The organism is Protofrankia sp. Cas8 (genome assembly GCF_963555845.1).
Lineage (GTDB): Bacteria > Actinomycetota > Actinomycetes > Frankiales > Frankiaceae > Protofrankia.
Window position 1 is genome coordinate 1 of the sequence record NZ_CAUVXI010000073.1, and the last position, 23,393, is coordinate 23,393.

Sequence of the window (23,393 nt, forward strand, 5' to 3'; positions counted from 1 at the left end):
CTTCGGTGGTGTCGGGCCCACCCGTACCGGCTGTCGTGAATGTGGTGAATGCATGACCGGCTGTCGCTGGAACGCCAAGAACACCCTTGACTACAATTATCTCTACCTGGCTGAGAAGCTCGGCGTCCAGGTTGTTCCCGACACTCAGGTCGAAGCTGTCCGTCCGTTGCCGGCCGGCGGGTACGAGGTCAGTACGGTCCGCACGGGATCCTGGGTCCGTCGGGACCGGCGGACGTGGCATGCGGGCCAGGTGGTGTTCGCGGGTGGAGTCCTCGGCACTGTTCGGCTCCTGCTCACCATGCGAGATACCGGCGTGCTGCCGGCGCTGTCGCCCCGGGTCGGCGAGCTTACCCGCACGAATTCAGAATCAATCATCGGAGCCACCAGATTCCGGCCGGACAGCCGGATCACCCGCGGGGTCGCGATCACGTCCTCGTTCTACCCGGCCCCGGACACCCATATCGAGCCGGTCCGCTACGGCCGGGGTAGTAATGCGATGGCCTTGCTGGCCACTCTCATGACCGACGGCGATCATCGGATGCCGCGATGGGTCATGTTTGTACGAGCAGCGCTGCGGCATCCGTTGTCGCTGCTTTCGGCGCCGATGCCGTGGCGATGGTCGGAACGTGCCATGATTTCACTGGTCATGCAATCGCGGGACAATTCGCTCACAGTCACCCGACGGCGGGGTCGGTTCGGCCGCGCCAGACTCACCAGCAGGCAGGGTCACGGGAGCCGAACCCAAGCTGGATTCCGGCCGGCAACGACGCGACCAGGCGCATCGCCAGGCGTATCGGCGGGTTTCCCGGTGGCACGCTGACGGAGGTTTTCGACATTCCGCTGACCGCACACATCCTCGGTGGTGCCCCGATCGGAGATTCCCCGGCCAGCGGGGTCATTGATCCCTACCAGCGAATCTTCGGATATGACGGCCTGCATGTGGTGGACGGTGCGGCGGTCGCGGCCAATCTGGGGGTCAATCCGTCACTGACGATCGTGGCGCAGGCCGAACGCGCGATCTCGCTGTGGCCGAACAAGGGCGAACCCGACCGGCGCCCAGCGATCGGGGCACCCTACGAGCGGGTGCGCCCGGTGCGCCCGGTGCGCCCGGCCGTGCCGGAACACGCCCCGGCCGCCTACACCGTGGGCCTTCCCGAACGTGGCTGTCCGGAACATGACCTTCCGGAACATGCGGTCACCAACCGTCATCTGCCGGGCGGGTAAGCGCGCCTGGCAACAGATGCCGGCATGTCGTGGGCCGCCCCGGCCGGCGCGGGAATGACGATCGCGCCGCCTTCGGCTGTGTCTACTGGGGCCTGCGGCGGCGCGGGAATGACGATCGCGCCGCCTTCGGTCGGGCCCCAGACGCATACGATCGGCGGAGTATCGAGACCACGGCGGTCGTTGGACCCGCGGTGCGACACCCGCAGCCACCAGCGATCAGCCACTACCGACACGACGGAAGAGAAGGCTCATGGCCGAGGAGCTGTACGCCACCCTGAAGACGACTCAGGGTGACGTTGAGATCTTGCTGTTCGAGAACCACGCGCCGAAGACGGTCGCGAACTTCGTTGGTCTCGCCACCGGTACGCGGGAGTGGACCGACCCGCGGACGGGCGAGAAGCAGACGACCCCCCTGTACGACGGAACGATCTTTCACCGGGTGATCCCGGATTTCATGATCCAAGGCGGTGACCCGTTGGGAAGCGGCCGCGGTGGCCCAGGCTACAAGTTTGCCGACGAGTTCCACCCGGATCTGCGTTTCTCCCGCCCGTATCTGCTCGCGATGGCGAATTCGGGTCCGGGTACCAACGGCTCCCAGTTCTTCATCACCGTGGCGGCGACGACGTGGCTGGACCGCAAGCACACGATCTTCGGTGAGGTAATGCGGGGCACTGAGATCGTGGACGCGATCAGCAAGGCGTCGACGGGTGCACAGGACCGCCCCGCCACCGACGTCGTGGTACGCCAGGTCGTCGTCGAACGTCGTCCGGTCTGAGTCGGGCGCGGGGCACAGGTCGGGGCCGGCGTGACGAACTCACCGTGGTCGGAGTCGGAGCCGAACGGCGGGTCTGCCGCCTCGGCCGGCAAGCCCGTCGGTCCCGGTCAGCCGACCGGACAACCATCGGAGCCCGGCGGCTGGCGTCCCGTGGTCGGGCAGGCTGGTCCGGCGGATGGCTGGACGCCAACCGCCCAGCCCGCGGGCGGCCCGCCGGGACGCGGTAGCGAACATCCGATCGTCCCGCGCTGCTACCGACACCAGGATCGCGAGACGTACGTGTCCTGCCAGCGGTGCGGACGCGCGATCTGCCCCGACTGCATGCGTCCCGCGGACGTCGGGTTCCACTGCCCGGAAGATGCCGGCGCGCACGGCCGCCGCGCCGGTGGTTCCTCCCGGCGACCGGGTACCCGGCTCGGCGGACGGGCGGTGCAGGGACGTCCCGGGCTGGTCACCCTGGTGCTCATCGGGATGTGCGTGGCCGCGTACATCCTCCAGGGACTGCCGGGGCTCGGCGGCGGTGTGGACAACGCCTTCACCCGGGACTTTGCGCTCAACGGGCTGGCCATGGAGGTCAACGGCGAGTACTACCGGTTACTGACCGCCGCGTTCCTACACGCGAGCATCCTGCACATCCTGCTCAACATGTACGCGCTCTACCTGCTCGGATACCAGCTGGAGCAGATTCTCGGCCGGGTGCGCTACCTTGCGCTGTTTGTGGTGTGCGCCGTCGGTGGGAACACGCTCAGCTATTTGATCAATGGTTGGAGCACCTACTCGGTCGGGGCGTCCACCGCGGTGTTCGGGTTCTTCGCGGCCTACTACGTGATCGCCAGGCGGCTGCAGGCGGACACGTCGGCGATCCTCGTCGTCGTCGGCATCAATCTGATTATCAGTTTCACTATCAGTGGGATCGACAAGTGGGGGCATATCGGTGGCCTCGTGACCGGTCTGGTGGTCGGCATGGTGTACGCCTACATCCCACCGCGTCGGGTCTGGCTGCAGACGCTTGCCGTGGGCGGCGTTCTCGCCGCACTGCTCGTAGCCGCGATCGTGGGCGTATGACGCGCGTATGACGGACGCCCGATGTGCGCACCTGCTGCGCGCCGCCGCCGGCGGTGTTCGTCCGGTAGCGGATGTGTCAGATGTGGCGGATGTGTCAGCCGTGGCGACGGCGGACCGCCTCCACGGCTGCGGCGACCCGCTCGGGTTCGGTGCCGAGCTGGCGACGGCTCAGTAGCAGGGGGCCGTCAAGCGTCTCGACAGTGAGAACGCGTATGTGCACGCCGCGACGGTTGTGGGTCAGGATGTCGGCCCGTACCCGCAGTACAGCGGCCCAGGGTAGATGCAGCCGGTGGATCCCGTCCACCAGGTCGATGCCACCGTCGTCCACCCGAAGTGCGGGCCGGGCGAGGGCGTCCCGTACGGCCAGTACGATCAGGCCGGCCCCGCCGATCGCCACCAGTAGGCGGCCTGGGCCGTCCAGTGAACCAAGCCGGAACGCGAGAGAGCCGATCGCCGCGACCGCGAGCACCACCATGCCGGCCGCCGCATAGACGATCACTCGCCACCACGGCGGTGACCAGATGTGAGAGTCGATGATCCCATCGGTACCGGATTGATCGGTACCGGATTGATCGGCACCACCTTCGTCGGCACCACCTTCGTCGGCACCACCTCCGGCGGCACCGAATTCGTCGTCCCGCATGTCACCCAGCACAGCACATCCCGACCACTGGTTGGCCGGCCGGGTCGGGCACGGGATCCCGATCTCCGTCCGTGGGCGCGGCCTGCGCGGGCCTCATCGTCATGACGGTTACTATCCGCTGTCTTGCCGTCACGCCAGATGACGGCCTGTTCGATGTCCGGCGCGTCCCGTCCGGTGGGGTGCGTGGACGCAGGAGGAGAGTGAACGTGCAATCATCACCGACGAGGCGTGGCAGTACGAGCCCGTTCCCACCCATCGCCGAGTACGCCTTCCTCTCCGACTGTGAGACCACTGCTCTGGTCGCGCCGAGCGGCAACATCGAGTGGATGTGCCTGCCACGGCCGGACGCTCCGTCGGTTTTCGGCGCGATCCTCGACCGGTCCGCAGGCGGCTTTCGGTTCGGACCTGACCGGACGATGATCCCAGCTGGGCGTCGTTACCTGCCGGGTACCAACATCCTGGAGACGACCTGGCAGACGCCAAACGGCTGGCTCATCGTCACCGACTGTCTGATTGTCGGACGTTGGCACCGCACAGCGCAGCGGTCCAACACCCACCGGCGCACGCCGACCGACTGGGACGCCGAACATGTCCTGCTCCGGCTCGCCCGCTGCGAGCACGGCTCGGTCGACCTGACGCTGCTGTGCGAGCCGAACTTCGACTATGGTTGCCGCCCGGCCGGCTGGGCATATGAGGCTGCGGACTACGGCAGTGCTGTAACTGTTAGTAATGGGAAGGAGGCTGATTCGGGCCATACCGACCCCCATGCCGGGCAGCATGGCGACCTGACCCTGCGACTGCGCACCGACCTGCGCCTGGGCTTCGACGGACGCCGGGCGCATGCCCGAACCACCCTGACCGAAGGCGGAACCGCATTCGTCGCCCTGACCTGGCGGGCGAGCGACCCGTTCCTGCCGGGTAGCTACACGGAGGCGGTGGCGGCGGTGGCGCGGACAACCGCGTTCTGGCGGCAGTGGCTCTCGCGTGGCGTCTTCCCGGACCACCCGTGGCGCCAGCATCTGCAGCGCAGCGCACTGGCGCTCAAGGGCCTGACCTACGCCCCCACCGGTGCGCTGCTCGCGGCGTCCACCACATCTCTGCCGGAGACGCCGCAGGGCGAACGCAACTGGGACTACCGGTACAGCTGGATCCGTGACTCCACGTTCACCCTGTGGGGTCTTTACACCCTGGGCCTCGATTCCGAGGCGAATGACTTCTTCTCGTTCATCGCGGACGTCTGCGAGAACGGTGACGACCTGCAGATCATGTATGGCGTCGGCGGCGAAAGTCGGCTGAATGAGCGGGTGCTTGGGCATTTGTCCGGTTATGAGGGGGCATTTCCGGTCCGGGTCGGCAATGCCGCGTTCTCCCAGCGCCAGCATGATCTCTGGGGTGCGATCCTCGACTCGGTCTACCTCCATACCCGGTCACGGGACTACCTCTCCGAGCGCCTGTGGCCGGTGCTGGTCAAGCTGGTCGACACCGCAGCCGAACACTGGCGGGAGCCTGATTGCGGCATCTGGGAGGTGCGCGGGCAGCTGCGGCACTTCACGTCCTCGAAAGTGATGTGCTGGGTTGCCGTCGACCGTGGCCGGCGGCTGGCGGCGATGCGCGGGGATTCGAAGACCGCGGACCGTTGGGCCGCTGTTGCCGACGAGATCCATGCCGACGTGTGCGCGAATGGTCTCGACGAGCGGGGGGTGTTCACCCAGTGCTACAACGCGAAGCCGTTGGATGCCTCGCTGCTGCTCATGCCATTGCTGGGATTCCTGCCGCCGGACGATCCGCGCGTGCGGGCCACCATCCTCGCGATTGCCGCGGAGCTCACGGTCGACGGTCTCGTCCTGCGGTATCGGGTCGAGGAGACCGACGATGGACTGGTGGGGGAGGAGGGCGCCTTCCTGATGTGCTCCTACTGGTTGGTGTCCGCCCTGGTGGAGATCGGCGAGGTGGTCGCCGCCCGGCAGCACTGCGAGCGGCTGCTGAGCTTCGCGAGCCCGCTGGATCTCTACGCCGAAGAGCTCGACCCGAGCACCGGCCGGCATCTGGGGAACTTTCCGCAGGCGTTCACCCACCTGGCCCTCATCAACGCGGTCATGCACGTGATTCGGGCCGAGGAGGGCTCAGGGGCCACCGGCCTCACACCAGTGGACCTTGAGCCCAGTGCCCCGTGAGTCCGGTGCTCCGCGTAACGCTTTTGTTGCTTACCGCGATGATCGGCAGGTCGCGGGTGCAAGCTGTGAGCCACCACAGTGCGATATCCACATTGTGGACAACTGTTGGGGATGAATGACAGCCGTGGAACTCTTTGGGAACACTACTGGTATGCGCTACCGCCACTGGGTAGCCACTCCAAGGCCAACCACGACAAAACCAAACCCAATCAGGATGTTCCAGGCGCCTAGACTGTCCAGTCCGGGGACGTTGCCGTTGGAGAAGTAGTAGACCAACAGCCAGATGACTCCGATGGCGAAGAGTGCCAGGATCATTACGCCCACCCACGGCGGCGACGGCGGCTTGTGCTTGCGGACCTGGGTGACCTGCGGTGATGACGTGGTCGACTTCTTCTTGCGACGCCGGGAAACGGGCACTTCGAGGCTCCTTGAGGACCGTGACGACCTTCGTGGGCTGGCCGGGGCTATCCCGGCCGAGGGCATCGGCCGGGATACTGCGGACCACCTGTCCCACAGGGTAGACAGGCCCGGGCTCACGCCTGGCCGAACGGGCCATTGCGAACGTGTCCGGCCAGGTCCGTACAGTCGGACACGTTCGGCCAGGTCCGTACAGTCGGACACGTTCGGTCAGGTCGGCACGATCTCTGAAGGCGGGCCGGTCCGGCCGACGCCCAGGCTGCCGGCGACTCCCCGGCATCCACGGTGGGCACTCCCGCTGCCGCCCTACCTGCCGCGTCCCCGTCGCCGGGAGCTCCGAGCTGTTTCCCGTTCGTTTCCTTGCCAGAATGACGCTCAACCGCAAACTGACTAGGAGTGTGCCCGCGATGCCAGGTGGATCGACAACCGAGCGGGAGACCGTCATGACCGAATCCACCACCTATGCTGACAGGCCGTGGCAGTCGTCGTATGTCGAGGGTGTCCCCAGGGAGGTCGAGGTCCCTGATATCACGTTGGGGCAGTTGTTCGAGAATGTCGTGGCCAGGTTTCCGACAAGTCCGGCGATTTCCTTCTTTGGTACTACCACGACCTACAGCGTCCTCGACGAACAGGTCGGGGCATTTGCCGGCGGCCTTGTAAAGCTGGGCGTCCGGGTGGGTGACCGGGTAGCGCTGATCCTGCCGAACTGTCCGCAGCACGTGATCGCTTTCCAGGCGACGGTACGGCTCGGCGCAATTGTGGCCGAGGCGAATCCCCTCTATACCGAGGCCGAACTCACCCACCAGCTCGCCGACTGCGGAGCGGAGTACGTGATCTGCCTCGACCGGACCTACGCGGCGGTTGAGGCGGCCCGCCGATCCGGCCGGACCAGGGTGCGCGAGGTCATCTCCACCTCGATTCCGGACTTCCTGCCGAAAAAGGACCAGCTGCTGCTGCGGCTACCGATCGCCAAGGCGCGGCGCAGGCGTGCCGAGATTGTGACGGATCTGCCTGCGGACGCCCGGGCACACGCATTTCTGGACGTGCTGAGAACCGGCCGGGCCGAGCCGGTGAGCACCTCGGCCCAGGCAGCCCCGTCCGACATCGCAGTCCTGCTGTACACCACGGGAACGACCGGAACGGCCAAAGGCGCGATGCTGACCCACCGAAATCTCGTCACGAATGGCGAGCAGGGTCGGGCCTGGATCGTCGACGCCCGCCTCGGCCACGAGGTGATTATTGCGGTACTGCCGATGTTCCACGCCTACGGCATGACGCTGTGCCTGATTCAGGGAATGGTGCTCGGTGCGCACGTCGTCCTGCTGCCGAAGTTTGACGTGACCATGGTATTCGACGCCATCGTCAGGCACCGTCCGACGCTTTTCCCGGGCGTTCCGCCTATTTATCAGGCCCTGTTGGACAACCCACGGGCGCGGAGCGTCGACCTCACCTCGCTGCGGGGCTGCCTGTCCGGCGCGATGAAACTCCCCGCCGATCTTCAGCGGCGTTGGGAGGCCGCGACCGGTATGCCGGTCGTCGAGGGATACGGCATGACCGAGACGTCACCGTTGACTCACGCCGGTCCGTTGGGAGGTACGACACGCCCGGGATGGATCGGGCTGCCCGTCCCGTCCACCGAAGCGAAAATCGTCGACAGGGACGACCCCACCCGGGAAGTGCCGGTGGGCGAACCCGGTGAGTTGCTGGTGCGGGGTCCGCAGGTGTTCGCCGGCTACTGGGAGAACCCGGAGGCCACCAAAGCGACGCTGACCGAGGATGGCTGGATCCTCACCGGTGACATCGCGCGGATGGACGCCGATGGCTGGTTCGAGATCGTCGACCGGAAGAAGGAGATCATTATTGCGGGTGGATTCAACATTTACCCGACCGAGATCGAGGAGGTCCTGTTGGCGATACCCGAGGTCGCCGAGGTCGCCGTGATCGGCGTCCCGGACGCCTACCGTGGTGAGACGGTCAAGGCCTTTCTGGTGCTGCGGTCCGGTGCGTCGCTCACCGTCGACGAGGTGCGGGCACACGCAGCCAAGGAGCTGTCCGCGTACAAGGTTCCCAAGATCTTCGAATTTCGGACCGAGCCACTGCCGAAGATCGGAATTGGCAAGGTCCTGCGCAGGGCGCTGCGGGATGCGGAGAAGGCCGACGTCGGGACGGGCAAGCCGGATCCGGACGCTGCCGGCGGCTGAAGCCCTGCTGGTTGTCACTATGGTCGAGCGGCGTCGCCGCGATCCGCCGGAGCATCCGGCCGGTTCCGGACAGGGATAGGCGGAGGGGACAGGCAGATGCGGATCCTGGTTGTCGACAACTACGACTCGTTCGTGTTCAACCTGGTACAGTATCTCGGCCAGCTCGGCGCGGACAGCGTCGTCCGCCGCAACGACGAGGTCGACGTTGACGATCTTGTCGCGCTCGGTGTCGCCGGGGTGCTGGTCTCACCCGGGCCGGGAACGCCGGAGGCGGCCGGGGTGAGCGTCCCGATGGTGCGCGCGTGCGCGGCGGCCGGCGTCCCGATGCTCGGGGTGTGCCTGGGCCATCAGGCGCTCGGGGTGGCGTTCGGGGCCACGGTCGACCGGGCGCCCGAGCTGCTGCACGGCAAGACGTCGGTGGTCCAGCACGCCGGCACCGGTGTGCTGGCGGACCTGCCGTCACCGTTTGTCGCGACGCGTTATCACTCGCTCGCGGTGGATGCCGCAACGCTGCCGGACGAGATCGAGGTGACCGCGCGTACCGAGAGCGGTGTGGTCATGGCGATGCGCCATCGGACCCTGCCGCTGGAAGGCGTCCAGTTCCACCCGGAATCAGTACTGACCCAGGGCGGCCACCTGTTGCTGGCCCGTTGGCTGTCGGTCTGCGGGGACGACATGGCGCTCGCGCTGGCGCCGGCGCTGTCAGCAGAGGTCGAAGCCCTGCGTCAGACGGCCTTCGTCTGACCCGGTGCCCCCCGTTGACCCTGGGCCCGTTGACCCTGGGCCCGATCGATCCCACTACTGAAAAGGTCCGCGCCGGGTACTCGACGAGGTCGGGGAGGCGGCCGTCGGCGACGGCGACGGTGTCGCGCTCGGGGAGGGCGACGGACTACTGGACGGCGTCGCTGACGGCGTCTGGGTCGGCGTCTGGGTCTCGGTCTGCTGCTGCTGTGAGACATACAGCGTCACGGTCGACGTGCGGCTGACCGAACTGCTTCTCGGCGGGCTCTGGGCGACCACGGTGCCGGTCGGCTGACTGCTCACCCTGGACTGCTGGATCACCTTGAGGCCGTACCCCTCCAGGGTGGCCTGTGCCGCGTCGAGCGGTTGGCTCGTCACGTCCGGGATGGTGATCTGCTGGCTGACCACGGAGATGGTGACCGTCTCGCCGGAGGTCACCGATGTTCCGACATCGGGGTCGGCGGACTGGACGTAGCCCGGCTTCAGAGTGCTCGCACCGGTGAAGGAAGTCACCTTGGGCGTGAGCCCGGCCGCCTTCAGCTGAGTCACCGCGTCGTTCTGGCTGAGACCGACCACCGGCGGCACGGTGAACGCTCCAGGGCCGGCCGACACGCTGAGGGTGATCTGCGCGGTCTTGGCCACCGTGGTGCCCGAAGACGGATCAACCGCGGTGACCTGGTCCTTTGGCGCATTGTCCTGGACGGTATTCGACCGGATGTTGGTGAAACCGGCGTTGTTGAGGTTGTTCTCGGCGACGGTCTTCGATTGCCCGACGAGGTTTCCCGGGATCTTCGTCGTGCCGCTGGCGGTGTTGGCGGTCGAGCTGCCACCGAGGAATTTGGTGGCCATCAACGTGACGATGACGAAGACCGCCACCACCGACAGCCCGGCCAGGATGTACTTCCAGGCGGCCGACCGTCGCTCGGGCTCGGGCGGCGCTCCGGCGTCGACCGGGCCGCCGTCGCTCAGACCGGTGCCACCGCCGCCCGCCCGGTTGTAGCCGCCGGTTTGGTCGTAGGCGTTCTGGCCGTATGCCGTCTTGCCGTAGGGGTCGTCGTGGGAGTCCGGGTAGTCGTCCCCGTAGTAGGCGTCACGATCACGGGAGATCACCTGCGTCCCCGTTGGCGGCCCGGGTGCGTTCAGCCGGGTGGCGAGCTGGTCGCCCATGAGTGGTGGCGCGTAGATGCGCCGGCCGGTAAGAGCACGTTCGAGGTCGTCGCGCATCTCCCCGGCGGTGGAGTAGCGGCGGTCGGGATCCTTTTCCATCGCCTTGAACACGATCGCGTCGGCATCGGGGGTGATGTCGCGGTCATGGGTGGACGGCGCCGCCGGGTTCTCCCGCACGTGCTGGTAGGCGACGGCGACCGGGGAGTCGCCACGGAACGGTGGCAGTCCGGTCAGCAGCTCGTAGAGCAGTACTCCGGTCGAGTAGACATCGCTGCGGGCGTCCACCCGGATCCCACGCGCCTGTTCGGGCGACAGGTACTGGGCAGTGCCGATCACCGCGGCGGTCTGCGTCATGTGGGACGCGGTGGCAGCGGTCGCCCGGGCGATGCCGAAGTCCATCACCTTGACCGAGCCGTCCAGGCAGAGCATCACGTTCGCGGGCTTGATGTCCCGGTGGATGATGCCCATCCGATGGCTGTAGTCGAGCGCGGCGCACACGTCGGAGGTGATTTCCATGGCCCGGCGTTCGGTGAACCGACCCTCGCGCTGGAGTGCGTCGCGCAGGGTGCGTCCCTCCACGTACTCCATCACGATGTACGGAATGGTCATGCCGTTGATCAGGTCTTCGCCGGTGTCGTAGACGGACACGATCGCGGGATGGTTGAGCGCCGCGGACGACTGCGCCTCGCGTCGGAACCGGGCCAGGAAGGTCTCGTCGCGTGCGAGATCAGCGCGCAGCGTCTTGACCGCGACCTCGCGCCCGAGCCGCACGTCGCGACCGCGGTAGACCTCGGCCATACCGCCGTAACCGAGGATCTCGCCCAGCTCGTAGCGCTCACCCACCAGGCGGGGCTCGGTCCCGAACACCTCAGTCACGCCTGCCACCCGTGCTCGCCCTTCCGGTCGTTCCCGGTCACGCTGTCATTGGTGACGATGCCACCCCCGGCCCGAGGCACGTGCACCGCCCAGCTCGGCGGCGGTGCGCTTGTGGCTGACCCGTTACTCCCGGCGATCGTCCGAGTGATCAGCGCGGTGACGGCCACGGTGGCGATCAGAAGGAGAATCAGGACGGGTAGCGACAGCTTTCGTCGGCCCTCGCCCGGCGAGCCGCCGTGGCTGCCGTCAGCTCGCCGCCGGGCCGCCCGTCCACCGGGCGGCCGGAGCGCGGTGCGGTTCGCGGGAGACGGCTGCCAGGCATGGATGTCCGACTGCGCGATGTCCGGCCGGCCGGTGGGGGCGGACGACGGGGTGTGGGTTCGAGCATCCCAGGGCGCGGATGGGGTGCCGCCGGCCGGGCCCGCACCGTCGTCGGACGCTTCCTGGAATGACCCGCGAACGGCGCCGTGGTCGCGTGGCTGGCCGTTGTGGGGCTCCACATTCCAGCTGGACCGAGCGTCCCAGCGGGACCGGATCTCCTCGGGAGATCCGGTGTTCCAGGACGGCTGGCGGGTCCACGACGGCGGCCGCTCCCGGGTGGGCTGCCCCGGCACGAAGTCCGGCCCGCCACGGCTACCGGCCGGACCGGGACGCCTGGCGGTGGTATCCGAGCCCGGGTGCGGCACGGCCCCCGGGCCGACGCCCCGGCGGGTCGCGTCGGCGCTCCACAGGCTCCGGCGGATCGCGGCGGCGGTGTGTGCGAACCCGCCGGCGGACGCCGGCCGGCGGGCCGGATCCTTCGCCATCGCGGCCTGCACGAGCCCGCGGACCGCTTCGGGCACGTCGGGCGGCAGCGGCAGAGGTTCGTCCTGCTGGTGCGCCATCACGACGACGATCGGGTTGCGGTCGTCGAAGGGACGCCGGCCGGCGAGGCACTCATAGGCGACCACGCCCAGGGAGTACACGTCACTTGCCGGTGTCACCGGCCGCCCGGATGCCTGCTCCGGGGAGACGTAGTACGCCGTGCCCATCATGATGCCGGTGGCGGTCAGCGGTGCGGCGTCGACCGCGCGGGCGATGCCGAAGTCGGTGACCTTGACCGCGCCGTCGGTGCGCAACAGCAGGTTGCCGGGCTTGACGTCGCGGTGGACCACCCCCAGGGCGTGCGCCGCCTGCAGGGCGTCCGCGGCCTGGCCGAGGACGTCGAGGGTCTTCTCGGGGGACAGGCGCTTCTCCCGGTGCAGCAGCGCGGACAGCGGCTCGCCCTCGACCAGTTCCATCACCAGGTACGCGGTCGGATGATTACCTTGGACGATGACTTCGCCGTAGTCGTAGACCGACGCCACGCCCGGGTGCGACACCCGGGCGGCGTGCCGGGCCTCGCCGCGGAAACGGACGAGGAACGACTCGTCGCTGGCGTATTCGGGACGCAGCAGCTTCACCGCGACGGGACGGCCGAGGGTCTGGTCGAGACCCCGCCACACTTCACCCATGCCGCCGGTGGCGATCCGTCCTTCCAGCAGGTACCGGCCGTCCAGGACGGTGCCCAGTGGTGAGCCGCCGAAGGGGTGCGCGACTACCGGCGCGACAGCCGGCGGGACCGGCGGTAGTGACCCCGGCGGTGGCGCGACAGGCGCTGGCGACGGGCTGGCCGGTGCCGCGGCACCGGGGTACGGTTCGCCGAAGCCCGGCGGGGCTGGATGTGTCACCGGCGGGCGTCCAATGCAGCTTTCATGACCTGCTGGGCGACGGGTGCGGCCACCGCGCCGCCCGTACTGAGCTCGCCGCCGCCGCTCTCGACGATCACCGCGACGGCGACGGTCGGGTTGATCGCCGGGGCGAAGCCGACGAACCAGGCGTGTGGGGGCTCGTTGTCGCCGTGCTCGGCAGTGCCGGTCTTGCCGGCGACGGCGACCCCGGGAATCTGCGCCTTGGTGCCGGTGCCGCTGGTGACCACGCTCTGCATCATGGTGTTCAGGTTGGCGGCGACGTCGGGCTTGACCGGTCGTTTGTAGACCTCGGGTTCGGTCCGGCTGATTGCCTTCAGGTCGGGGCCGAGTAGCTCGGACACGAGGTAGGGCCGCATCATGACCCCGTTGTTGCCGATTGCCGCGGCCACCTGGGCCATCTGCAGCGGCGTGACCTTGTCGTCGAACTGCCCGATGGCCGACTGCGCGGTCTGCGCACCGTCGAGTTTAGCGGTTGGATACACGCTCGGTACCTGCGCCAGGGGGAAGTCGGGCACGGTCGAGTTGAAGCCGAACGCCTCGGCCTGCGCCCGCAGGGCGGCGTCACCGAGGTCGATGCCGAGCTTGGCGAACGCGGTGTTGCAGGAAATCGTCAGGGCGTGGATGAGCGTGTCGGTCTCGCCGTCGCCGCAGCGTTCGCCGGCGAAGTTCGGCAGGACGGTCCGGCTCTGCGGCAGCGGAAGTGCGTCGGGGGCGGCGATGCGCTCCTCGAGCTGGTGGCCGGCGGTCAGGGCTGCCGCCGCGGTGATCAGCTTGAACGTCGAGCCGGGCGGGTACGTCTCCTGGGCTGCGCGGTTGAGCAGCGGCTTGTCAGGGTCGGTGTTGAGCGCCTGGGCGGTCTTACTGGCCGTCGTGTCGTTGTGGCTGGCCAGCTGCGTCGGGTCATAGCTCGGGCTGGTCACCATGGCGAGGATTTCGCCTGTTCTCGGGTCGAGCGCCACCACCGCCCCCTTGCGGTTGCCGAGCGCGGTGGTCGCCACCTGCTGGATCTGCGGGACCAACGTGGTGACAATGCTCCCACCCCGCTGTTCGTGGCCTGTTACCAGGTCGGAGACCTTGGACACGAACAGCCGCTGGTCCTCACCGGACAGGAAGTCGTTCTGGGATCGCTCCAGGCCAGCGGAGGTGTACAGCCCGTAGTAGCCGACGATGTTGGAGTAGAGCTTCGCGGCCGGGTACTGCCGCTGGAACTTGTACTCGTCGTCCACCGGGACGGAGCTTGCGACCGCCTGACCGCCGGCCACGGCGATCGAACCCCGCTCCCGCTCGAGCCGTGCGGTGATCTGGCGGGCGTTGCCGGGCTTGTGCCGCAGGGTGTCGGCGTTCTCGGCCTGCAGCCAGTTGGCGTTGACCAGCAGCGCGGCGAACAACACCAGACACGCGATGGCGACCTTGCGGATGGGTGCGTTCATGTTGTCTTCACCACCTGCGTCGGGCTGTCGGCCACCGCGGTCGGGTCGAACAGCGGCGCGGCTGGCGTGGCCGACGCCGGACGCCGGTAGGAGTCACTGATCCGCAGCAGCAACGCGATGATGGCGGCGTTGGAAACGATCGACGATCCTCCATAGGAGATGAACGGCAGGGTCAGACCGGTCAACGGGATGAGCCGCATGACGCCTCCGACCTGTACGAAGACCTGCAGGGCCAGCGACGCGGACAGGCCGGTCGCCAGCATCTTGCCGAACGGGTCACGGGCGCCGACGGCGGCTCGCAGGCCACGCGTCACGACCAGCCCGTAGATGACGAGGATCGCCATGATCCCGGCAAGGCCGAGTTCTTCGCCGATGCTCGCGACGATGAAGTCGGTGTTGGCGAACGGAACCCGCTGCGGGCTGCCCTGCCCGAGCCCGGTACCGGTGATTCCGCCGGCCGCGAACCCGAACAGGCCCTGTACCAGCTGGAACGATTTGTTGCTGGGGTTGTCACCGTCGAACGCGTGCAGCCAGCCGTCCACCCGGACCTGGACGTGCCCGAACAGATGGTAGGACAGCACCGCGCCGAGCATGAACAGAGCGAGCCCGATCACGACCCAGGACGCCCGCTCGGTCGCGACGTAGAGGATGACCAGAAACATGCCGAAGAACAGCAGGGACGACCCGAGATCCTTCTCGACGACCAGGACACCGAGGCTCGCCAGCCATGCCACGAGGACCGGTCCGAGGTCGCGGGCGCGCGGGAAGTGCATCCCGAGGAAGGATCGGGAGACCACCGAGAGGACGTCGCGCTTGTTCACCAGGTAGCCGGCGAAGAAGATCATCAGAATGATCTTCGAAATCTCACTCGGTTGGAAGGTGAACGGGCCGATCCGCAGCCACAGTCGGGCGCCGTTGATGGTCGCTCCGATCAGCGGCATGGCTGGCAGCAGCAGGAACACCAACCCGACAAGACCGGCGGTATAGGCGTAGCGCGACAGCGTCCGGTGGTCCCGGACGACGGCCAGGACCAGCACGAAAACGATGAGAGCGAGCAGCGTCCACACCAGCTGGAGCTGGGCCGCGCCAGCCGGAACGTGTTTACCGGCCCGTACCGCGGCAGCGGCCCTGGCCAGGTCCAGCCGGTAGATCATAACCAGGCCGAGACCGTTGAGGGCCGCGACAAGCGGCAGCAGGATGGGGTCGGCGGCCGGCGCGAACCGCCGTACCGCGAGGTGCGCGAGCCCCCACAGCGCTCCGAAGCCCAGGCCGTAGGTGAAGACCGACAGGGTGATGGTCCCGTCGACCGCCAGCACCACGGCTGCCAGCGCGGCCGTCGCGAGCAGGCCCGCGAACAGAAGTAACCACAGCTCCCGCTGGCGATAGGGCGGCAGCTGCGCTCCGGCCGGGACCGGGGACCGGGCGAAGGTTCCGGTGAGGTCGACCGCCTTGCCGCGGAGCGGGGGGAGGCCTGTCATCCTGCGGGCGTCATCCTGGTGCGGCGGGCGACGGGGCGCAGGTGGGCAATGAGAATGATGGGGTGCCGCACGGTACCGAGGCAGGGATGTTTCCGGAACCGGCCTGGGGGTTTCCGGTGGCCGTCTCCCCGGTCAGGCCGGCGTCCGCGGTGGCTGTCGGTGTCGCCGTTGCCGACGGCGTCGGCGTCGGCGACGCGGTCGAACCCGTGATGTCCGCCGCCACACTCTTGAGGCTCTGCCTGAGGTGGTTCGTGACGAAGGCGCGCGCCTCGCCGAGGCTGCTCACCGGGTGACCACTGGTCACATCGTCGCTTACGGACTTTTGGAGATCACTCACCGCGATGACGGGATTCACGGACTCCTTGAACCAGTGCGGGGGGATCCCGCCGTAGGTCCCGGGCACCCCTTCGAAGATTGCTACATGCTGGTTGTCGTCCACACCCACGTAGTAGTGCCGGTGGAGGTAGAACCAGGCCCCCAGGGCCGCGGCACCGAGGAGCACGACGGCGCACAGACCGGCGAGTACCGGCCGGGGGACATGGCGTCGGGCCGAGACCGCATCGGGTGCGTCACCGGGGTCCGGGTCGCGACGGTGGGTGCCGATCCGACCGATCCTGGCACCCTTGGCGGCCGGTGACTCGTGGTCGGGGAACTGCGGGTTCGGGCCGGTACGGGCGGCCGCGGCACCCGGCACGATCCGCTTCTCCGCGGCGGCACCGGCGATCAGCGGGCGGTTGTCACCCTCGTCATCGTCCTCCACCACGTCGGCGACGACGACCGTGATGTTGTCGGGACCGCCGCCCTTGAGCGCGAGTTCGACCAGCCTGTCGACGACATCCTGCGGGCCGGGCAGCAGCAGCGCATCGTGGATGGTCACCTCGGTCACGACCCCGGACAGACCGTCGGTGCACAGCAGGTACCGGTCGCCGGTGATCGCGTCCTGGATGAACAGGTCCGGCTCGACGTCGCGCCCGTCAAGGGCACGCATCAGTAATGACCGCTGTGGATGCGTGTCGGCCTGCGCGGGGGTGATCCGTCCCTGGTCGACCAGATCCTGGACCAGCGTGTGGTCATGGGTCACCTGGCGCAGGACGCCTTCGCGCAGCAGGTAGGCGCGTGAATCGCCGACGTGCAGCACGCCGAGACTGATTCCCGACAGCAGCAGCGCGGTGACTGTCGTGCCCATGCCTTCGAGCGAGCCGTCCTCGCTGGCCATTGCGCGCAGCTCGGCGTTGGCCTGGTCCACCGAATCCGCCAGCGCGTGCAGGACCTCGCCGCTACCGACGTCCGCGTCCAGGTCGGCTAGCTGGGAGATCACGGTGGAGGAGGCCACCTCACCGGCCGCGTGTCCGCCCATGCCGTCGGCTACGGCTACCAGCCGCGAGCCCGCATAGGCGGAATCCTCGTTGCCTTCTCGGACGTGGCCGACGTCCGAGCGAACGGCGTAGTGAAGCCTAAGGCTCACCGGTGAAGCTCCAGGACGGTTTTCCCGATCCTGACCGGCGCGCCGAGAGGTACCGGCATGGGACTGGTCACCTTCGTGCGGTCGAGGTATGTGCCATTGGTCGAGCCCAGATCTTCGACGAACCACTGGCCGTCGTGGGGGACGAGTCTTGCATGCCTCGCCGAGGCGAAGTCGTCCTCCAGGACCAGAGTTGAATCCTGTGCCCGTCCGATGGTGACAGGCATCGGTCCAAGTGGAAGCATCGTCCCCGCAAGTTGACCCTTAGTAACGACAAGTTTGCTCGGTGTTCGCGATCGCCGACTGGGAGGCTTGCTCGGCGGTCGAGCTGGCGGCGTTTGGCGGGCGGGCGTCGGGCGGAGCGGACGTGCTGCCGCCTGAAGGTTCTGTTGTTGGCGTTTTGTCGGCCCGAACACGTCCAGCCGGACGGCCCGGACAGCGGCGAGGACAAATGCCCACAGTAGCACCAAAAAACTGATTTTAACGACAAGTAGCACCAGGTTGCTGGGCGCGGATCCGTTCATAGCGGCCTACCAGCCGCGATCGGTCTGAGGTGGTGGGGCGGCTCCAGCCGGTCGCTCGCGCTGGGGTGGGCTCCGGCGCGGGGCGGGGGGAAGCTGATCTGGACGGTACGTCTCCTGCTCGTGCATGTTGTCGTCGGGATCAATCGGCCGGACGTCGCGTCGCGGGTCGCGCTGGCCGTCTGGAATTGCACGATCGTAGGGCGGGCGATGGCCGACGGGAACCCCAGGGCCGGCCACGGTCGGGCCAGGCCCGACCTGAGGTGGGCCGGGTATGCGGGTAGCCCGCTGGTCACGCGGGTCATGACGGTCTGTCCCACCGCGGTGCTGGCCTTCCCTCCCACCGTAGGGGTCGTCGTAGCGCGGACCGCCACCATACGGATCGCCATATGGGGAAGTCGGCTGCCCCCCTACGGGTTGGCCGGTTTCGGGTCGGCCGCCGCCCCGGTAGGCCTCCGCCGGTGGTGGATACCCGCCGCGCTGACCGTCCCTGCGAGGGTCACCTCGTCCAGGATCGTCATAGTATGGGCCGCCCCCGCCCCCGCCCCCGCCCCCGCCCCCGCGGTACGGGTCGGCTGGCGGAGGCGGATAGCCGGCCGGGGTACCGCCGTGCCGCGGGTCACCCCGGTACGGGTCCGCCGGCGGGGACGGATAGCCGGCCGGGGTACCGCCGTGCCGCGGGTCACCCCGGTAGGGGTCCGCCGGCCGGTCGTACGGATCGGCCGCCGCGGTGGCCGGTGGGACGGCTGCGGGGGGGTACGGGCCTGGTGCTCCCGCTGGGCTGGCTGGAACACGCCGAGTGGCCCGGTTCGCGTCAACGTCTCGCGGGTCCTCCCGGCGGAAGGCGAGGATTGTTGCGCCCAGTTCGATCTGGTCGCCGTCGACGAGCCGCACCTGGCTGGCCGCGCGGCCGTTGACGATACTGCCGTTGGTCGAGCCGTGGTCGATGTAGACGAACTGGCCATCCGGCATCCGTCGGACCTCACCGTGCCGGCGGGAAACCCCCGTATCATTGAGACGTATGTCACATTCGACGCTGCGGCCGATGACGGTGGTCTCGCTGTCCAACGGATATTCGCGCTCCTCCCCGGCGGCCCGGCTCTCCGGCCCGGGCTTGATGGAGATCAATAGGCGCGGCGCCCCCGGAGCGTTCGATCGTGGGCGTGCGGGGCCGCGTCGAGCGGCCACAGCGCCGGGGTCGGCTGCGGCAACGCTGCTGCGAATACGGAACACCCCGACATCGAGGTCTTCGGCCTCGGCGAGCCGCACGTTGACGGGACCGACGAACGTGTAGCGCTGCTCGGCGGCATGCTCGCGGACCATCTCGGCCAGCTCGTCGCAGAGCGCCTGAGTGTAAGGGGCGAGTCGGGTGAAATCCCCCACGGCGAGCTCGACGGCGAACTCGTTGGGGACGAGCACGCGGTTGGAACTGACCGCACGCCGGTCGTCGGTCTCCCGGGCCAGTGCACTGGCGATTTCGACCGGTTCGACGCCGCCCTTGAAGACCTTGGCGAATGCACCCTCGACGAGGCCCCCCAGGCGGCGTTCGAAGCGCTGTAGCACGCCCATCTCGACCTCCCCTCCTCCAGGCCTTCTCCCGACCCTGAGATCGTATGCTTCCAGCCTCATGCCGCCCACGGCTCGGGCCGCGTGGATCGCGTGATAGCGTGATAGTCGCACTCGGGCGAGTGGCGGAATGGCAGACGCGCACGGTTCAGGTCCGTGTGTCTTAACGGACGTGGGGGTTCAACTCCCCCCTCGCCCACGCGTTGGTTGATGTTGGTCGCCGACCTTTGGTCGGCTTTCCGGGGGGCGGGATGTCTGCCCGGGGGGGCGACCCCCCGGACCCCCCGGTGCGGGGCCGGGGCACGCACCTCGCAGCATCGCTCCCCATCCATCGCTGTGCGATGCACGGGTACCCCGACTCCGTCGGTCGACACCAACACCTCCGGTGCCTCCCTCCTCCGCCATGCACGCACCCCAGCCCCGCGACGCCGCGTCCCCTGTTGCCGGGCGCTCTTAGTCGGCATTTCGGGGAGCGGGATGTCTGCCCGCGTCTCTACCATTGCCGGGCACTCTCAGCGGGGCTGATCGGCTTCGGACGCGGGCCAGGTTGGGCCGGTGGTGGGTTGCAAGGCGGGGAGGTGCGGTCCCGGACGGGCGAGGTGGCAGCCCTGAAGGAGATCGCAGCGCAGGGTGCTGAGGGCAGCGAGCTGGGCGGGGGTTTCGATGCCTTCGGCGATGGCGGTGAGGCCGAGGGTGTGGGCTAGGTGGATGACGGCGGTGACGATGGCGTGGTCGGTTGGGTCGTCGGTCATTGTGCTGATGAATCGGCGGTCGATTTTGAGGCCGTCGAGGGGGAGGCGGTGCAGACGGCTGAGGGAGGAGTGGCTGGAGCCGAAGTCGTCGATATAGAGGGTGATGCCCAGGGCGCGTAGGGCATGGAGGGTGGCGGTGACGGCGGCGGTGTCGTGGATGAGCGTGCTTTCAGTGATTTCGAGGCAGAGCTGGTAGCGGTCGTCGGGGTTGGTGGTGTGCAGGAGATGGGTGAGGTCGGGCAGGAAGTCGGGGTCGGTGAGCTGGCGGGCGGAGACGTTGATGGTGATGTGCGGTGGGGGGATGGGGGGCGGTCCGGTCGTCCAGGTGGCGGCGGTGTGGCACGCGGTGTGCAGGGCCCAACGGCCGAGGGGTGTGATCAGCCCGGTGTCTTCGGCGAGGGGGATGAAGATGTCGGGGAGCAGGAGGCCGCGGGTCGGGTGTTGCCAGCGGATGAGGGCTTCGGCGCCGATGGTGTCGCCGGTGGGGTTGAGGATGGGTTGGTAATGGAGGCGGAGTTCGCCGGGGGTGGCCAGGGCGTGGCGGAGGTCGTTTTCGGTGGTGAGGCGGTCTAGGAGGCAGGCGCGCATGGCTTCGTCGAACAGGAGGTGATGGCCGCGGCCTGAGTGTTTGGCGGTGTACATGGCGATGTCGGCGGCGCGCAGGATGTCGTCGGGGTCGGCGAGTTCGGGGCTGGAGATCGCAATACCGACGCTGGCCGTGATGGTGACAGTGCGGCCGTCGAGCGTGGTGGGTTGGGCGAGGGCCGTGACGACGCGGTCGGCGATGGTCTGGAGGGTGGGGGCGCTGGTGATGTTCCCGCAGAGGATGGCGAATTCGTCGCCGGAGAGACGGGCGACGGTGTCGTGAGGGCGGACGGCATGTTGGAGCCGGGTCGCGATTGTGCGCAGGAGCTGGTCGCCGGTGTGGTGGCCGAGGGAGTCGTTGACGGTTTTGAAGCCGTCGAGGTCGATGAACAGGATGCCGACGCCGGTGCGGGTGAGGGCGTGATGGAGTCGGTCGAGGAGCGCGGTTCGGTTGGGCAGGCCGGTGAGGCTGTCGTGCCAGGCGTGGAAGCGGGCTTCGCGTTCGACCTGGAAGCGGGCGGCGGCGGCGGCGAGGATGGTGGCGACGGCGTCGATGAATGCGCATTCGCGGGCGGCGAACGGGCTGCTGCGGTGGACGGTGAGAATGGCGGTGGGGTGCTCGGGCGGGCCGATCGCGACGGTGAGTTCGCCGGGGGCGTTGGTGCCGGGTGGGGGTGTTCCGACGTGGACGGCCAGGTGTGGTCCGGTGTGGCCGGGGTGCTGTTCGTGGATGGTGACGCTGTCGGTGTGGAGGTGGTCGGCGATTGCGGTGGCGGAGGCCGTCCACAGGGGGTCGGGTTCGAGGCTGGTCAGTGCGCGGCGGCCGAGGTCGGCGACAATCTGCTGTTCAGCGGCGCGGATTCGTAGTTCTGTCAGAGCTTTTTCGCGTTCGGTGACGTCGGTTGCGACGACCGCCACTGATGTCACCGCCCCGTCCGCGGTGAATATCGGCACCATGTGCGTTTCGAAATGGCGGCTGTACGCCTCGATGACACCACAGACGCGCTCGCCGGTCAGCGCACGTCGGGCCATGGGCGTGACGGGCAGGTCCTGGAAGGTTTCGACGATTGTCGATCGTCGATCGGGGTCCACCCGGGCGGCGTTCATCTCGCCGTCGGTGAACACGATGCGACCGTTTGGATCCATCAGGAACAATGCCACGGGGGTGTTGTCCAACAACAGCCGCAGGTGGTGGTGGGCGGTCATCTCCTGGGTGATGTTCTGGAACTGGCTGAGGTAGTACGGCTCCCCGTCCGGACCGTCGCGCAGAAGTATCGCCGTCGCCAGGACGTGCACGGTCGAGCCGTCCGGACGCGCGAAGCGGACCACGCGCTGCCCGCCCGGCCATCCGTCGGCCTGATGCCACGTCTGCCCGTCGGCCTGCCCACCCGCCGCGGACTGTCGCGTGGTCACCAGCTGGGCAGCCCGGTCCGCCGGATGGAGCAACATGTCCCAGCTCATGGTGAGCAGCTCGCTCTCACTACGTCCCAGGATCCGGCATGTCGCCGCGTTCACCCGCTGCACTCGGCGATCGGTCGTACCGACGGCCAGCATCCCGATCTCCAGGTGGTCGAACAGATCCAGACGCTCTCCCGCCTGCCCCATGCTGTCCTCACCACCTGCCTGCGTCCAACGACCCGCAGCCACCTACGTGCAGCCACCTGCCTGCGTCCAACGACCCGCAGCCACCTACGTGCAGCCAACCCGGCCGCGCGGGTCGCCTGGAGGCTGGCCGGCTGGGAATTACTCGCGCCCAGCCCCATCTTGGTAACGAACACGTTAATTGTACTTGAATAGTTGCCCGATGTGACGCCTGGGGGTTGACGTGGATGTTCGGGGTCAGCCGGCGGGCCTCCCGCCGAGCGTCGGCTGCGCCCGGCACTTACTGAGCACCTTGGCCATGGCGTCGCGTTCGGCGGGCTCCAGCCACAGGCCGTAGCGGGCTTTCACGCCGATCTGGCGGGCCACGTACTGGCACCGGTATCCCTGATTCGGCGGTAGCCACTGTGCGGCATTATCATCGCTTTTATCCTGATTCGCCGGACCGTCGACCGCCAGCAGATTCTCCGGGTCATTCGCGAAACTGACCAGTTTGTCCGATGGCCATGAGGCGGCCCCGGTGCGCCAGGAATTCGCCAGCGCGACGACGTGGTCGATCTGGACGGCGGCAGCGGCCCGCGTCCTGTTGAAACGGATCGTCCGGTTGGTATAAGGATCTTTGAGCTCGCCGGTCAGAACAATGCACGGGTCTGCCTGCTTGACGGTCACCAGTGTCAGGTCCCGGTGCAGGACGTCGTTCCGTGTGTCGCAGCCGTTGCCGTCGACGTCCTGCCAGGGATCGCCGAACGCGTCCCGCCGGTACTGCGGCGAGGTCGTCGCGGCGTGGACCGGTATCGACCCCAACGTCGCGAGGGCGCTCCCGGCGGTGACCTGCCCATTTTGTCCGGCGCCCCCGAGCCCGCCGGCGTTGGCGGCCGACGCATCGTTGAGCGAGCCGCAGGCGGCCGCGGCGAAGGTGAGCCCGAGACACAGCGCGAGCCCCACGGCCAGCGCCCGCGCGGTCGACATGGCGGGGTTGTCATGGTT

The 23,393-nt window shown here is 68.1% G+C and carries 16 protein-coding genes, 1 tRNA gene and 1 pseudogene; 7 read left to right on the forward strand and 11 right to left on the reverse strand.

Translation table 11 applies throughout. The annotated features are described in order from the left end of the window. From U9977_RS12765 to U9977_RS12775, 3 genes and pseudogenes are all read left to right on the forward strand, one after another. A pseudogene (locus tag U9977_RS12765) lies at nucleotides 1–1,224 on the forward strand (GMC oxidoreductase); the annotation flags it as partial. Between the two features lie 250 nt (nucleotides 1,225–1,474). Further along, nucleotides 1,475–1,999, forward strand: a complete 525-nt coding sequence (locus U9977_RS12770) for a peptidylprolyl isomerase (protein WP_322749460.1) — start codon at nucleotides 1,475–1,477, stop codon at nucleotides 1,997–1,999. A 30-nt stretch (nucleotides 2,000–2,029) separates the two neighbouring features. Further along, nucleotides 2,030–3,064 (forward strand): rhomboid family intramembrane serine protease, encoded by a 1,035-nt coding sequence (locus U9977_RS12775; protein ID WP_322749461.1) that lies wholly within the window; start codon nucleotides 2,030–2,032, stop codon nucleotides 3,062–3,064. Between the two features lie 94 nt (nucleotides 3,065–3,158). Here the strand turns inward: U9977_RS12775 and U9977_RS12780 are convergent, their stop codons facing one another. Further along, entirely contained in the window at nucleotides 3,159–3,707 is a 549-nt protein-coding gene (locus U9977_RS12780; protein WP_322749462.1) for a PH domain-containing protein, read from the reverse strand. Nucleotides 3,708–3,913: 206 nt separating this feature from the next. Here U9977_RS12780 and U9977_RS12785 point away from each other — a divergent pair, with 206 nt between their 5' ends. Further along, on the forward strand, nucleotides 3,914–5,881 hold the full coding sequence (locus U9977_RS12785; protein ID WP_322749463.1) for a glycoside hydrolase family 15 protein: 1,968 nt from the start codon (nucleotides 3,914–3,916) through the stop codon (nucleotides 5,879–5,881). Between the two features lie 156 nt (nucleotides 5,882–6,037). On the opposite strand, the gene U9977_RS12790 is transcribed toward U9977_RS12785, so the two are convergent. Continuing rightward, nucleotides 6,038–6,298 carry a cell division protein CrgA gene (locus U9977_RS12790; protein WP_322749464.1) on the reverse strand — a complete coding sequence of 87 codons (261 nt, stop codon included), beginning with the start codon at nucleotides 6,296–6,298 and terminating at the stop codon, nucleotides 6,038–6,040. Between the two features lie 443 nt (nucleotides 6,299–6,741). Between U9977_RS12790 and U9977_RS12795 the strand changes: the two genes are divergently transcribed. Together U9977_RS12795 and U9977_RS12800 are read left to right on the forward strand one after the other, a co-directional pair. Further along, the gene (locus tag U9977_RS12795; protein ID WP_322749465.1) at nucleotides 6,742–8,499 is read left to right on the forward strand and encodes an AMP-binding protein; all 1,758 of its coding nucleotides are present in this window, start codon (nucleotides 6,742–6,744) and stop codon (nucleotides 8,497–8,499) included. A gap of 96 nt (nucleotides 8,500–8,595) precedes the next feature. Continuing rightward, the gene (locus U9977_RS12800) at nucleotides 8,596–9,243 is read left to right on the forward strand and encodes an aminodeoxychorismate/anthranilate synthase component II (RefSeq protein ID WP_322749466.1); all 648 of its coding nucleotides are present in this window, start codon (nucleotides 8,596–8,598) and stop codon (nucleotides 9,241–9,243) included. 54 nt (nucleotides 9,244–9,297) lie between these two features. On the opposite strand, the gene pknB is transcribed toward U9977_RS12800, so the two are convergent. Genes pknB through U9977_RS12835 form a run of 7 tightly spaced genes read right to left on the reverse strand, consistent with a single transcriptional unit; the run spans nucleotide 9,298 to nucleotide 19,473 of the window. After that, nucleotides 9,298–11,283, reverse strand: a complete 1,986-nt coding sequence (gene pknB / locus U9977_RS12805) for a Stk1 family PASTA domain-containing Ser/Thr kinase (RefSeq protein ID WP_416210588.1) — start codon at nucleotides 11,281–11,283, stop codon at nucleotides 9,298–9,300. Further along, nucleotides 11,280–12,992: a serine/threonine-protein kinase gene (locus U9977_RS12810; RefSeq protein ID WP_322749468.1), complete on the reverse strand. Its 1,713-nt coding sequence runs from the start codon at nucleotides 12,990–12,992 to the stop codon at nucleotides 11,280–11,282. Before U9977_RS12810 ends, pknB begins: the two co-directional genes overlap by 4 nt. Further along, entirely contained in the window at nucleotides 12,989–14,443 is a 1,455-nt protein-coding gene (locus U9977_RS12815; protein ID WP_322749469.1) for a penicillin-binding protein 2, read from the reverse strand. Before U9977_RS12815 ends, U9977_RS12810 begins: the two co-directional genes overlap by 4 nt. Beyond that, nucleotides 14,440–15,921: an FtsW/RodA/SpoVE family cell cycle protein gene (locus U9977_RS12820; RefSeq protein ID WP_322749470.1), complete on the reverse strand. Its 1,482-nt coding sequence runs from the start codon at nucleotides 15,919–15,921 to the stop codon at nucleotides 14,440–14,442. The genes U9977_RS12815 and U9977_RS12820 overlap by 4 nt, the downstream gene beginning before the upstream one ends. 10 nt (nucleotides 15,922–15,931) lie before the next feature. Continuing rightward, entirely contained in the window at nucleotides 15,932–17,386 is a 1,455-nt protein-coding gene (locus U9977_RS12825; protein ID WP_322749471.1) for a PP2C family serine/threonine-protein phosphatase, read from the reverse strand. After that, nucleotides 17,383–17,907 carry an FHA domain-containing protein gene (locus U9977_RS12830; RefSeq protein ID WP_322749472.1) on the reverse strand — a complete coding sequence of 175 codons (525 nt, stop codon included), beginning with the start codon at nucleotides 17,905–17,907 and terminating at the stop codon, nucleotides 17,383–17,385. Before U9977_RS12830 ends, U9977_RS12825 begins: the two co-directional genes overlap by 4 nt. Nucleotides 17,908–17,913: 6 nt before the next feature. Then, complete coding sequence (locus U9977_RS12835) at nucleotides 17,914–19,473, reverse strand: FhaA domain-containing protein (RefSeq protein WP_322749473.1); 1,560 nt, start codon at nucleotides 19,471–19,473, stop codon at nucleotides 17,914–17,916. A 113-nt stretch (nucleotides 19,474–19,586) separates the two neighbouring features. Between U9977_RS12835 and U9977_RS12840 the strand changes: the two genes are divergently transcribed. Continuing rightward, nucleotides 19,587–19,669 (forward strand) — tRNA-Leu (locus tag U9977_RS12840). Nucleotides 19,670–19,982: 313 nt separating this feature from the next. Here U9977_RS12840 and U9977_RS12845 read toward each other — a convergent pair. Continuing rightward, nucleotides 19,983–22,412, reverse strand: a complete 2,430-nt coding sequence (locus U9977_RS12845; RefSeq protein WP_322749474.1) for an EAL and GGDEF domain-containing protein — start codon at nucleotides 22,410–22,412, stop codon at nucleotides 19,983–19,985. 234 nt (nucleotides 22,413–22,646) lie between these two features. Continuing rightward, nucleotides 22,647–23,375: an HNH endonuclease family protein gene (locus U9977_RS12850; RefSeq protein ID WP_322749475.1), complete on the reverse strand. Its 729-nt coding sequence runs from the start codon at nucleotides 23,373–23,375 to the stop codon at nucleotides 22,647–22,649. Nucleotides 23,376–23,393 lie beyond the last annotated feature (18 nt).